The 12,709-nt window shown below is 63.9% G+C and carries 10 protein-coding genes and 1 pseudogene; 5 read left to right on the top strand and 6 right to left on the bottom strand.

The annotated features are described in order from the left end of the window. Nucleotides 1–423 precede the first annotated feature (423 nt). Together R4P70_RS27920 and R4P70_RS27915 are read right to left on the bottom strand one after the other, a co-directional pair. A pseudogene (locus tag R4P70_RS27920) lies at nt 424–1,032 on the bottom strand (uracil-DNA glycosylase); the annotation flags it as partial. 361 nt (nt 1,033–1,393) lie between these two features. After that, on the bottom strand, nt 1,394–2,098 hold the full coding sequence (locus R4P70_RS27915; protein ID WP_116058485.1) for a heme peroxidase: 705 nt from the start codon (nt 2,096–2,098) through the stop codon (nt 1,394–1,396). 190 nt (nt 2,099–2,288) lie between these two features. On the opposite strand from R4P70_RS27915, the gene R4P70_RS27910 reads away from it, so the two are divergent. Next, on the top strand, nt 2,289–3,125 hold the full coding sequence (locus R4P70_RS27910; protein ID WP_221743022.1) for a PASTA domain-containing protein: 837 nt from the start codon (nt 2,289–2,291) through the stop codon (nt 3,123–3,125). A gap of 137 nt (nt 3,126–3,262) precedes the next feature. Here R4P70_RS27910 and R4P70_RS27905 read toward each other — a convergent pair whose 3' ends face one another. Beyond that, complete coding sequence (locus R4P70_RS27905; protein ID WP_317832805.1) at nt 3,263–4,588, bottom strand: ISL3-like element ISPfr2 family transposase; 1,326 nt, start codon at nt 4,586–4,588, stop codon at nt 3,263–3,265. A gap of 176 nt (nt 4,589–4,764) precedes the next feature. Here R4P70_RS27905 and R4P70_RS27900 point away from each other — a divergent pair, with 176 nt between their 5' ends. Further along, nucleotides 4,765–4,929, top strand: a complete 165-nt coding sequence (locus R4P70_RS27900) for a hypothetical protein (protein ID WP_317832803.1) — start codon at nt 4,765–4,767, stop codon at nt 4,927–4,929. A 291-nt stretch (nt 4,930–5,220) separates the two neighbouring features. Here R4P70_RS27900 and R4P70_RS27895 read toward each other — a convergent pair whose 3' ends face one another. Beyond that, nucleotides 5,221–5,532 carry a putative quinol monooxygenase gene (locus R4P70_RS27895; protein WP_003941073.1) on the bottom strand — a complete coding sequence of 104 codons (312 nt, stop codon included), beginning with the start codon at nt 5,530–5,532 and terminating at the stop codon, nt 5,221–5,223. A gap of 108 nt (nt 5,533–5,640) precedes the next feature. Here R4P70_RS27895 and R4P70_RS27890 point away from each other — a divergent pair, with 108 nt between their 5' ends. After that, nucleotides 5,641–6,582, top strand: coding sequence for a GlxA family transcriptional regulator (locus tag R4P70_RS27890; protein WP_099699101.1), 942 nt, complete (start codon nt 5,641–5,643; stop codon nt 6,580–6,582). A gap of 438 nt (nt 6,583–7,020) precedes the next feature. Then, a complete protein-coding gene (locus R4P70_RS27885; protein ID WP_317832800.1) occupies nt 7,021–7,965 on the top strand; it encodes a recombinase family protein in 945 nt (314 codons plus the stop codon). Nucleotides 7,966–8,152: 187 nt separating this feature from the next. Here the strand turns inward: R4P70_RS27885 and R4P70_RS27880 are convergent, their stop codons facing one another. Both R4P70_RS27880 and R4P70_RS27875 read right to left on the bottom strand, forming a co-directional pair. Then, nucleotides 8,153–8,731: a helix-turn-helix domain-containing protein gene (locus R4P70_RS27880; RefSeq protein ID WP_019749866.1), complete on the bottom strand. Its 579-nt coding sequence runs from the start codon at nt 8,729–8,731 to the stop codon at nt 8,153–8,155. Between the two features lie 3 nt (nt 8,732–8,734). Further along, complete coding sequence (locus tag R4P70_RS27875; RefSeq protein WP_317832798.1) at nt 8,735–11,455, bottom strand: helix-turn-helix transcriptional regulator; 2,721 nt, start codon at nt 11,453–11,455, stop codon at nt 8,735–8,737. Between the two features lie 297 nt (nt 11,456–11,752). Between R4P70_RS27875 and R4P70_RS27870 the strand changes: the two genes are divergently transcribed. Further along, complete coding sequence (locus R4P70_RS27870) at nt 11,753–12,667, top strand: hypothetical protein (RefSeq protein WP_256922286.1); 915 nt, start codon at nt 11,753–11,755, stop codon at nt 12,665–12,667. The last annotated feature ends 42 nt before the right edge of the window (nt 12,668–12,709 follow it).

Raw genomic sequence — 12,709 nt, 5'->3', positions numbered from 1 at the left:
TTGGTCGACGACGGTCATTCGGAAGAATCCGTTGTTACCGGGCAGCACCTTGTACGTCTTCAATGCCTGGACGCTGTCCGGTGACAGTCGCACGAACTGACCGGCCTGGGCGGCAATAGATTTCGCTCCGACGGCAGCGGCGGCGACATTGGCCATCGAGGTTGTGCTGACGCCGGAAACATCGAGTGCCTCGCCGGCGAGATCGGTCAGGCGCGCGAGGTATCCGGCTACGACCTCCGGGTCCCCGGCAACGAGAATGCCTTCCGGTTCGACGGAGACAGCGAGTTCGCTGCCAGGGCCGGCGCCCTCGAACAGGTCCATTGCAGCAGTGCCTGGTCGAGTGGGCTCTGATAATGAACTGTTCGACGAGGGTGTCTCGTTCATCGATGTCCGCTTTCTGCTGGTGTGGTGGTTTCCGGTGGAAAGCATCCTGGCGATGTCGGTGATGGCGGCGTCGAATCGTTCCCGTCCGCCGGCCGAGTTCAAGCCACGATCGGAGCAATGAGGAATGTTTCCCGGAACGACATACACGTCGCGTTCGATGCCGGCGCGCTCCCACCCGTCCCGTGCGGCGACACCCAACAACAGCACTATCTCCAAATTCGGGCACAACGCGACGAACTCTCGGGTCCACTGAGCCGCGCGGGCACGTTCGGCCGGGGTCGAACCACCGTTCTTGACCCCGGAGACAGGGAACGGGACGACATTCCAATGCACCACGTCCGACCACGAAATACCGGCGCGGGCATACGCTTCGCGACAGTTGCGTGCAGTGCGGTCGTTGTTGTCGAGACTGAGCAGACCGGACCCGGTACCGGCCTCAGCTTTCGTGGAGGGGTTGTCCAGCAGAACAAGAACTCGCGCATCGATTCCACCGAGATCCGGATCCACGTAGGGCACGTGTCCGTGGGGGAGCCCGACAGAGTCGGCGATATGGTCAGCGAGCGAATTCAACGCCGTCACATGAGTGTCGCGAATACGATTCTTCTTCTCGACAACTACCGTGGGGTCGGCGTTGCGTCCGTTACTCATGATGGTGAGTATTCATGGTCGTCGTACTCCTCGAAACAGGCGCCCAGCAGATAACTCGTCCACCGGCCAGAGTTTATGAACATGCTGTGGCAATCGCTCCGATGACAATCACCAAGAAGACAACGAAACCGATGAATTCCACGACTCCTTCAGCGGGTGAACCCTTTTTCGCAGCACTCATCTGAACCTCACTCCTGTCGTTTTCCCCGCGAAGCTCAGACACGATCAACGCAGATGCGACTCGCAGTCTCATCGCCCTGTTTCACAGCAAGAGTGGCACGGCCCGCCGACATGTTCCGTTGGCGGAGAATCGCTGAACTCAGAAGGTCAGGCGTGTAGTTGGTCGCTCCGCAGCTAGCGCTCAGCTCTGGTGGTTCACAGGTCGGCCGGATTCGAATCGCCAGATCGCATGATCGAGATGGGTGACGTTGTGGCCGCATTTTTCGGCGACCGCTTTCACAAGCATCGCGGCATCGGTTGCGCTCACATTCTCCGCGACCGCTCCGATCGCGTCGGCGACGTAGCGGATGACCATGCGATCAGCTTTCACACCGGGAGTACCAGCGAGCATCAGGAAGTAGTTCCAGGTGATCCCGGAACGCTGGCCAGGTACCCGCGCCCAGGCTTTCTTCGCGCTGTCGAGTTCGTCGGCGTCGGCTGCGCGGAGGTCGTCGGTGCTGTCGATTCCCAGCTCACGCAGCCGCCCGGCAGCCTCATGTATGGCCGCAGCCTTGAGCGGAGCACCTTTGGTCGTCGAGGTCGGTTTGCGGTTGTTCGTCATCTCGGCCCACTCCTTCGGGCCGCCGAGTTCGTCGAAAGTCTCCAACAGGGCGCCGGCATTGTCGGTGTCGGCATCACCGCCCTGCGCCTGCCGGAAGTCGATGTAATGCCTCAGGACGTTTTTGACGGAGTTGTAGTGTGCGCCGGTGGACGCGATCGAGTCGATGATGCACAGAGCAAGGCTGCGCGGGTAGCCATCCGGGCGGAACCACAGATCAGAATCGCCGAGGTCGGCGTTGCAGCGCTTCGCGAGGAGTTCAAGCCGATCATCTGATGGCGTGGGCATGTGTGTCCTCTGATCTGTGCTTCGAATGGGATGACTTCTTAACGCACTATGCCCGAGCACTCCGACATTGCTGAGTGAAATGGAATATCGGGCGATGCAGTGGGCGGGTTTGCCGCATGATGCAATATCCGAGAATAAATCATCGGGGAGACAGTTCCCGAATCTGCCAGCTGCCCAAAGACAGGTAAAAATGCCGACGAAGCGCACCACCACAGCCCTGATAACCGGACTCGCATTTTCTTTCGCGTTGGTGGCCTGTGGGAGTGATCCGGTCGAAGTGCCGAAGGTGGCAGGTATTCGACTCGACGATGCCCACAATGTGCTCAAAGACGCAGGTTTCAAGGAATTCGAGGATATCGACGCGATATCGGACCGTCAGCCCCTGATGGACGCCAACTGGGTGGTGGTCGAACAGGTCCCGCCGGCGGGGGATCGGATGGACCAGAAGGACACCGTCACCTTGAAGATCGCGAAACCGGAAGACGAGAGAATCCGGGAAATCCTTCCGGAGGATTCACCCGTCCTGGCCGAAATACGTGAGCGCGACGCAGACACCGAACGCCGAAATGCCGAATCCGCGCGCAGAGCTGCGGACAAGGAACGCAAAGACGCGGAGCAACGGCTGGCAGACGCCAAAACTTACGTCGGCAAAGTCGATCCCGCGACACGACTGGCGAAAGCTGCCATCGACGAAGCGCTGGTTTTCGGAGAAGATGTCGGTGCAGGCCGCGCATCAGTTCTCGACATCGTCGGCTACAAGCAGGCGTTTGCGAGCACGATGGATTCCTATATCGCGGTTCTCGAAGGCAGGGACCTTCCCGACCATCTCGAGAGCGCTGTGAACGACATCCGCGAATCTGTCGACGGTTTCGGCTACTACCTCGAAACGCTGTACACGGCAGTCGGTCCCACAGCAGAAAGCTCCATTGCCCGCTCCCGGATCGTCTACGCCGATCACAAGTCGTCTTACAACGACGCGGTGGCGAAGATATACGAAGGATCGTCCGTGGCTCCTCCTCTGCTGTGAACCGCCGTTGAAGTTGGTGTATCCCCACATTTCATAGTGGTGAGATACTTCAGAGAGCGATTGTTCCGGTATACCGACGAGTTTCTGATACGCGTTCCCACTCTGATGCTGGTAGATGTTGACGACTCCAAACCGGCTCATCCCAATCGGGGGTGTAGGAGTTGGGGTCTGAAGCCGCCGGTCTCGAGCAGGCTTCGGGCGATGTGGTTGGTCAGGTTGCGGAACCCGAGTGCGGAGCTGCGCAGGTGTTCGAGCCGTCCGTTGAGCGCCTCGGTCGGCCCGTTGCTGGTGCCGGGTCGTTCGAAGTAGGCGAGCACGTCAGCGGCTCGCTTCTTCAGGGTCCGGCCCAGGGTGGTGAGCTCGGTGAGCACCTTGGGGACGCCGGCGCTGAGGTCGGTGATCAGCTTCTCCATGAGCTCGCGGCCACGTTGCCGGTCCTCGTGGCGATAGGCGGCGATCATGCGCTGGTAGACACCCCAGGTCGCCTCGACCTCGACGTGAGCGTCATCAACGAACAGCGCGCGTAGCCTGTCGCTCTGCTTGTCGGTGAGCAGGTCCGCGCCGGTGTGCAGCGTGCGCCGCGACTTGTAGAGCGGGTCGTCCCTGAACCCACGGTGCCCGTGGATCGCGAGTTGGACCCGGCGCCGGCACCTGTCGAGGGCGTCACCGGCCAGGCGCACGACGTGGAAGGGATCCATCACCGTGACCGCGTCCGGGATCTCCTCTGCAGCGGCGGTCTTGAACCCGGTGAAGCCGTCCATCGCGACCACCTCGACCGCGTCACGGAAGGCGTCGTCGCGGTCGGCGAGCCAGGTCTTGAACGCCGCCTTCGACCGGCCCTCGACCATGTCCAGCAGCCTTGCTGGGCCGGCGCCATCGCGGACCGGGGTGAGGTCGATGATCACGGTGACGTACTTGTCGCCACGCCTGGTGTGGCGCCAGACGTGCTCATCGACGCCAATGACCTTCACGCCCTCGAACCGCGTGGGGTCGTTGATCAGCAGCCGCTTGCCTTCAGCCAGGACCGCGTTGTTGGCGGTGTCCCACGCGAGCCCGAGTCCCTCGGCGACACGGGCGACGGTGAGGTGTGCGACCACGATCCCTTCCAGCGCCCACCGCAGCCCGGTGCGCGAGAGCTTCGCGCGTGGCTCCGCCGCGGCGCTGGTGTCTTGGCGCCACACGTGTCCGCAGTCGGCACAGCGGTAGCGGCGCACTACAACTTCCAGCACGGTCGGTCGCCAGCCCAGCGGCTCGTGGGCCAACCGCCGGATCACGGTGTCACGAGCAGCGCCTTCGCTGCCGCACCGTCGGCACCACTGATCTGGTTCCACCACGCGGCACGCGAGGACCGCACGATCCGGTTCAAGTCGTTGTCCGGTCACGCTCAGACCGAGGCCGTCGAGTCGAGCGAAGGCGGTCAGGTCAGGGCGGCCGAAGCCGGCCGGCGGGGTAGCGTCGGACACGTCGAGGTCTTTCGGATGGATGGCGTAGGAACCTCCGTCGTCGGGAGACCTCGACGTCTATCTGCGGACCGACGCGCCCGGCCGACTTACACCGTCATCTGAGAAGACCCCTGAAACGTCTTCGACGACGACGGGACCGGCGAGGAGGAGGGCGCGGTGAGCTAAAGGAATGGAGCTTGCTCGGCTTCGACGCCGCCGCAAGCTCCGGTGAAACGGTCGGTACTGGTCGGTCGACGTCGGTCACCACCGGATGGCGGCGTCCCCCACGCTCGGCGTTTGCGCAGGTCAGCGGCTCGTTCGCCCAGTGGGCGCATCAAGCGATAGACGCAAAGCCGACGTGATTAGGTCGTCGGTTCGATTCCGACAGGCGGCTCCGGCGAACAGCCCCTGACCTGCGGAAACGCAGGGCAGGGGCGGTTCGGTTCTGGTGGTCGCGCGATGCGCTGGCCTCACGGCTCTGCCCGACACCGACGTCGCTCTCCTCTGCGACGGACCCCTCGCCGGCTGAGCGCTCGCGGCCGGCATCCTGTCCGTGTGCCGATAGGCCTCGTACCGCTCGGCAACGCAGCGTGGCGTTGCGTCGCGACCTGGCGACGGCTCGGCGGGGCGCGATCGTCTCGTGCGTTGGCGGACTACGGGAGCTTGGACGCGAGGACGTCGGCCGCCAGGATCTCGGGTGCTGCGCCGAGGAGGTGCTGGTTGGCCATCAGGGCTGCGACGATGGCGCCGTTGGCGTGGGCGTCGCGAGCGGCCTCGTCGGGGAATGCATCGAAGATCCAGAAGGTGTCGGCGTGGGTCCTGACCGCGAACCAGACAATCGTTCCTACTTCTTCGTTGGCGAGCGCGACAGCGCCGGCGAGCAGATCGGCGAGCGCGTCGTGCTGTCCATCGGCCGCGACGATCTTGGCGACGAAGGCATACGGAAGTGATGCGGGTGTGGACATGAGGGGTTCTCCTAGGTGTCGAGGTTTCTTGGTGAAGCGAGTTAAGCGTATGACGAGCAAGGGCATGTGAGAAGTGGCGTATACGGCAGTATTGCTATTGTTCGCGCCATGCGTATCGGACTGATCGCGATCGACGGCTGCTTCGGTTCGGCTGTCGCGTCGGTCATCGACATCGTGCGGGTGGCCGACGGAGCCCGCGGCGATGTCGACCCGCGGATCGACCCGATCGAACTCGCCATCCTCGGACCGAAACGGAGAGTGACCACGACGGCATCGATGACCCTGTCGGTGGACCACCCGCTGTCGGAGTCCGCAGAGTTCGACGTGGTCGTCGTCCCTGCGCTTGGAACCCTCACGGCCGCCGCTACCAACGACGCCCTCCAGAGCCGAGATGCTCGTTCGGTCATCGCCTCGCTCGGGCGCCTCGACGACGCGACCACCCGGATCGCCGCGGCGTGCACCGGCGTGTTCGCTGTCGCCGAGACCGGACGGATGCATCATCGGCGGGCGACGACCAGCTGGTTCCTGGGGCCGGAGTTCCTGAAGCGCTATCCGACCGTCGCCCTCGATCTCGACACCATGGTCGTGGTCGACGGGAACCTCGTCACCGCCGGCGCCGCGTTCGCCCACATCGACCTCGCGCTCTCACTCGTGCGATCGATCAGCCCCGACCTGGCCCAACATGTCGCCAAGCTCCTCATCATCGACGAGCGTCCGTCGCAGGCGGCCTTCGTCGCCTACGAACATCTCCGGCACGAGGACCTGATCGTCGTCGAGTTCGAACGCTTCGTGCGCGCCCGCCTGGACGAACCGTTCAACGTCGCCTTCGTCGCGCAGTCGCTCGGCACCAGCCGGCGCACCCTCGAACGACGAGTCCGTGCGGCGCTCAACCTCACTCCGCTCGGCTTCGTCCAACGGCTTCGCATCGAACGAGCTCGGCACCTCTCAGCAACCACGGACCTCACCTCCGCCGAGATCGCGCTACGGGTCGGCTACGCGAACGCCGAGACTCTGCGCTCCCTCCTGCGCAGGGAGCGACGCCGTTCCTGACCTATCGCCATGCCTGTAGCCGGTGTCCTAGCGCTCGGTTGGAACCACCTCTCAGCACGTCGCGTCGACGCTCCTGTGTCGCCCCTGGACGACCCACTCGACACGCCCGCAGCACAGGCCATGTGACGTGTCCCGGCTTCCCGGACGGTCGGGGTTGGGTGGCTGTGATGTCGCTGCGTTCTCGTCGAGGGGGTCAGCAGACTCGATCAGGGTCGATTGGGATGAGACGCGAAGGCGGTCAGGTCAGGGCGGCCGAAGCCGGCCGGCGGGGTAGCGTCGGTCACGTCGAGGTCTTTCGGATGGATGGCGTAGGAACCTCCATCGTCGGGAGACCTCGACGTCTACCTGCGGACCGACCCGCCCGGCCGACCTACACCCTCATCTGGGAAGAGCCTCCAAACCTGACGAAAACCCCTAAAGAAGGGTAGTTTTCGACAGATGTTGTTCGGTTACGCCAGGGTGTCGAGCGCAGATCAGAACCCCGCCCACCAGGTCGATGCCCTGACGCGGGCGGGGGTCGACGCCGCGAACATTCACACCGACCGCGCGGGTGGTGCGAAAGCGTCACGCCCGCAACTCGATGCGGTGCTGACCAGGTTGCGTAGCGGTGACACGTTGGTGATCACCCGGCTGGATCGGTTGGGGCGTTCGGTGTTGCATCTGATCACCCTCGGCGCCGAGCTGCGGGAGCGGGGGATTGGGTTGAAGGTGCTCGAGCAGGGAATCGACACCGCGACCGCGGAGGGGCGGGCGATGTTCGGGATGCTGTCCGTCCTTGCCGAGCTTCAACGTGAGTTGATCGTGGCGAACACCCGGGACGGGTTGGCCGCTGCGCGGGCGCGCGGGAGAAAGGGCGGCCGTCCGCCGAAGCTCACCGGCGATCAAATCGCACTCGCTCAGCAGCTTTACGACGCGGGGGAGAAGACGGTGGCGCAGATCGCGGCGATGTTGAACGTTCCCCGCACTACTGTCTACGGACACCTGAACAAGCGCGCACCGGCGGCGAGTGCGTCGACTGATCCGGTTAGCGGGGTAGCTGCGGCAACGCGAACGTCGCGGATCTGCCCGTCCTGTGGGTACGAGCCGAGCACCAGAGCGGAAGCGGCCCATCAACGCGGCGACCTGGCCGTGATCTGGCTGCATCCTCCGACCGACAACCCGGCCGATCCTGGTGCGGTGCTCGCCCGATCGCATTGCCGCCACTGCGAGCCGGCGCCGCCGGCGTTCGACGTCGCCTGCACGGTGTGCGGCGACGGTCCGATCCTCGCCGGCGATTTCGCACAGACCGCACGGGGTGGCACCCTGCCGGATCCGGTGCAGCAGTGGCTCACCGCGAGCGGGTGGGCCGTTGTGCCTGAGTTGCGGTGCCCGGACCACCGCTGACATTCGCCGGGGCGTCGAGGTCGAGCTCATCGCTACGCTGAACCGGCCGAGCATGACTTTTCATCGGCGGCATGGCTGTCACGGCGATCGAGAATATTCTTCTTTCGCTACGGTAGGGCATGCGGTGTCTGCGGCATGCATGTGGCAGTGATCGGAGCGGTTCATTCAGGCTTAGCGATGTTGAACGTCAGTGTGCGTTCCGAGTCCCCGCACATCGATCAATATCCGGTCGGTGTTCGGCGACGCGGAGTCGTTGTGCCATGTCGAGCAGAAGTTCAGTCGAGAGGGTCGAGAGTCCGTGGGCTCGGGTGAGCAGGAGGCGGATATCGTCGTCTCGAAGCTGTTCGAGAACACGGGCGTCGTTTGTTTCGATGCCGTCGGCAGAGCCGGTGGGGATGAAAAAGTAGTCTTCAGGAACTTCGAAGATGTCGGCGATCACTCTCACCAGCTGCGGTGATGGGTTCTGCCGCGTTCCGTGGCGCAGTTGTGAGATGTAGGCGCGTGAGAGTCGGTAGCCGCGCGAATTTATCTGTGCGGTCAGTTGTGCTTGTGTGATGCGACGTCCGGAGTCGTGCGTGAATGTTGTGAACAGCAGGTTCAATCGCTGGCTGAAGATCTCTGACTGTGACGGTCGTGGCCGTGAGGTGCGAGTTGCTGTGCATGTCGCGTGGGCTTCGGTGTTCGCGGTGTCCTGTGATCGGCCGGCGGTGTGGTCGTTGCGGTGTGGGTGTGTTGTTGCTTGCTCGTGTTCTGTGGGGGTGAGCATTTTTTAGGTGCGCTGTTCTTTCGGTGGCGCCGAGGCGGCGGGCGGTTCAGGGGCGTGTGGGCGGAGAAGTTTGAGGGCGTGTGCTCGGCTGATGGCGTCCTTGCGGTTGTGGGCGCCGAGTTTTCGGTAGAGGGTGCGGAGTTGTGTTTTGACGGTGTTGACGGACACGAACAGGGTGTCGGCGATCGCTGCTGGAGCCATCCCGTGGGCGAGCAGTGCGAGCACGGTGTGTTCTCGTTCGGTGAGGGTGACGATGTGCACGTTTTTCGGAAACCATTCCGCGAGCGGTGTTGCGCGGAACTGCGAGAGTGCACGTGATGCCGTCTTCGCGGTTTCTTCGAGGGTGTCGATGTCGGTGGTGGAGATCGTAGAGAAGACGCTCAGGAGCCCGGTCTGGTCTGCGATGCTGCAGGCCCTCGACCATGCTTGCGCGGCGAGTTGCGGGTGTCTCAGTGCTATGTGGGCGACGGCTTCGACGAGCTGCACTTCCATCTGTAGCCGTGGATTCGATTCGGCGCTGCAGTCGTATTGATGGCACAGAGCCAACGCGGCTTCGTTGCGGCCGATTCGTTGGTGTAGACGCGCGACTGAGACGAGTGTCCAGGGGGTGGTTGCGGGGTCGATGATATCTGCCGCTGCCGCTGTGGCGGCGTTTGCTTCGCCGAGGGCGAGGAGGAGGTCGATCTCGGTGGCGTGCATCAGTGGTAGGGACATCGAGGTGGCGGTGTTGTGGTGTGTGTGGGTGGACAGCGTTCTGCGCAGCAAGGACAACGCACCGAATACTGCTGTCGTGTCTGCGCGGGTCAGCGCGTAGCGACTGTGCGCGTAGATGACGAACGCCCACAGCTCTTCCGCGTCGGTGTCGGTCAGGTCAGCCGTGTCGGTCAGTGCGGTGTGGGCCTCGGCCTCGGCATCGGTGAGGCTGTCGAGTGCGATCAGTGTTCGCGCGACGAGTCCGGCGGTGCGTAGCAGTGGTTCGTGTCGGCAGTCTCGGTTCGCGTGTTTGCGTTCGAGTTCGGACCAGTGCCGGGCGTGCACTGATTCGCCGACGATCGCCCAATTGAGGGCGATGGTGCCTGCGGCAGTGCGTGCGAGGAATTCGACGTTCTGGGTGAGTGCGCCGTGGTATGCCGCGCGCGCCTCAGCCGTGGATTCGGTGAGGGTGCCGCGGAGTTGATGATTGCGTGCCCAGTGGGCTCGCATGAGGGGCAGCTGGGCGGTGACAGCGTCGGGATCGTGTTCGTGTGCGCTGCGGGCAAGGTGGGACAGGCGCCGGGTCAGGGCCACCGATTTGTCGTACTCGCCGGCGTTCCTGAGCATGATCGATCGGACGCAGCCGATGTCCAGGGCGTCCTTCGCGACGTCGGTAGTGGCCAGGGCCGACAGCTCGCGCGGCGACTGGGGTAAAGGAGGATACATCTCGATGTCGACGGCGGGATTCGTTCCCAGCATTACGCGGCCGGCGAGCACTCCCGGGTACTGCGATGCAGCCTCGTGCGGGATGTTCGCGAGTGCAGTCTGGAGGGTGTGCGCGTCGCCGGCGAGCATCGCGGCCCAATGTCGATCGATGATGCCCGCGGTCAGGGCCCAGTTCTGTGCTTCGACGGCGTAGTCGAGCGCGGCCGCGGCACGGCGGTTCGCGAGTTGGTGGTGTGCCAGAGACGACAGTTGTTGGCGGACATTGCGTCCCGCGCGGGTGTGTAGCCGCAGGATCGAGCGCCGGACCGGCGGCGGCAGTTCCCAGGTTTCCTCGGGTTCGCCTTCGATCCGTGCGAGTATGCCGACGGATTCGAGCACGACCAGCCGCTCGCGGATTCGGGGTGCCGGCTCGATGTCGGAGTTGTACAAGGGTTGGGCGAGGTCTGTGGTGAGAGCGCGAGCGTAGGCAGTGCGCAGGACGAAGTCGCGTTGCCCGAGCGCATCAGCGGTGGGGAGGACATGATCGGCGGCGTACGCGTCGACTGCTCGATCGACGCACTGATCGAGGAGCCTGGCACGATCACCGACGCCGGGGAGGTTTGTGACCGCCGCGACCGCCGCTCGCACCAACGCGGGAATTCCGCCGGTGAGTGCGGTGATGCGTGCGGGGTCGTCGGGCAGCGACAGTGCGCCGGTTAGGGGCAGAAGATGCGCGGTGTCTGCGGCGGTGAACAGCAGCTCGCGCGTCCGGATGACCTCGTGATCGATGTCGAGCAGGTACGGCTCGGGAAACATACTCGTCCCGGACACCGTCACGATGACGTGCAGGGTGTGGCAGTGGGTGAGGAGCTTGACGATGCGGTCGCCGACCCCGGGGTGCGGGATCAGATCCGGACGTATCAGCACGATCAGCACGGGGCGGTGCGAGGCGGTCAGGACTGCGGTGATGGCGGAGAACGGATCGGCCGGAGGGCCGCCGGGATCGGGTAGCGCGATGCTGGCGGCATGGATTCGGGTAAGGACCGTGCGCCAGTACTCGTCGATCGTCGACGAGGCGGTGGGCGCGGGCACCCACACCAGGATTTGTTGCGAGATGAGGTGCGTGCGTAGCCATGAGGCGATCAACGACGATTTCCCGTAGCCGCTCGGGGCGCGGACGATGGTCAACGCGGCACGGCGATCGAGTTTCGCCATCACGACGCGGCGGGGAACCGATTCGGCTGGGGTGCGCCGCGGCGCGATGGCTGCCCAGTTGTCATCGTCGTTGCTGAGCATTCCCTCGTCGATTCCTGTTCCTTGAGTCAAGTCTTTACTTGTGATTTGCATGTTGATAGCGCACTTATTGGTCAAGGCTCTCGCCGACCCGTGCCTGTTCTTTATATGCCGAATCGTAACTGGAGTGAAATTCGGAGTGCCGAGATGTATTCATCTCACCCGCGCCCTCACCCTTATTGTCCTGTTTTCATCCTCGGAATCACCCCTTTTAGGCAGGTTCTCGGCACTTGGTAACCATTTAAATTGAACATGCAAGTAGCTTGCGATTCGCCAGTGCGGCTCGTGTCCGTCGGGGACCCCTGAAGTCAGGCAGTGAGGGAGAATGTCGTGAGAACTGTCGCGTCAATAGCATGGCCGAGGGCGGTCTCGGTCCGGGTGCGCCCGCGCCGGTACGGCAGGTGTAGGCGCGGCATCGGGGCAGGGGTCGCAGCCGTAGCGCTGGTGGTGGGGGCGGCGGCGTTCGGAGCGCCGGCGACGGCATCGGATGTCCGGGCGGCAGCAACATCTGACACCGCTTCGGCGTTCACTGTCGGGTTGACGGTTTTCGACGGTGAGCCACCGTTCGATCTCGACGACGGCCCGGGTATGGATTCGGGTCCGTCCAACGGTGTTGTCCGTGAGGGTGATTCGGTGACGTACGTCATCGATATCGGTGTCGGATACGTACCGCTGTCGGATGTGGTCATCGACCTGCCGGTGCCGCGAGGATTCACGTTGGCTCGTGTTCCGGAGTACTGCGGTGATCGATCGTTCGTCGACGAGATCGGGTTACTGTGCCGGGTAGGAGATGTGGAGCCGGACAGGTATTTCACCCGTGCTGTGACCATGATCGCCGGCCCCGGATCCGAGACAGATCGGCTGCCGGTCGCTGTCGTGGTAAGTGCTGACGGGGGAGCGGTTCGTGTCCGCTCGGGTGAGGTGCTCGTGCGGGTCTCGGCCCCTGCCGGGGTGTGTGATCCACACGGAATTCCCTTCACGGACGGTGCGCCCAGCCCGAGTGGGCCGGTGGTGGCGGACGGGCGAATTACCGGGGTGGTCACTTCCGGTGCGGCGGATTCTGTGCTGATCGAGGGGGCGGACCAGTGTGGTCACGCGATTGTTCGGTCGGTGACACCGGTCGACGGGTATTTCTCCTTCGTCGGACTTCTACCGGGAACGTATCGCCTCACGGTCGACGGACGAGCGCCGGTGGAGATCGCACTGGGGCCCGGGGCGATGGATGTGAACGGGGTGACGTTCTGAGTACCGGCACCCGAATCCGGGAAGAGAGCATCGTCGCTCACC

The organism is Rhodococcus sp. IEGM 1241, assembly GCF_033142365.1.
GTDB lineage: Bacteria > Actinomycetota > Actinomycetes > Mycobacteriales > Mycobacteriaceae > Rhodococcus_F > Rhodococcus_F erythropolis.
Note: the sequence above shows the minus strand (reverse complement) of the source record. Positions and strands in the feature narration are given on the sequence as shown.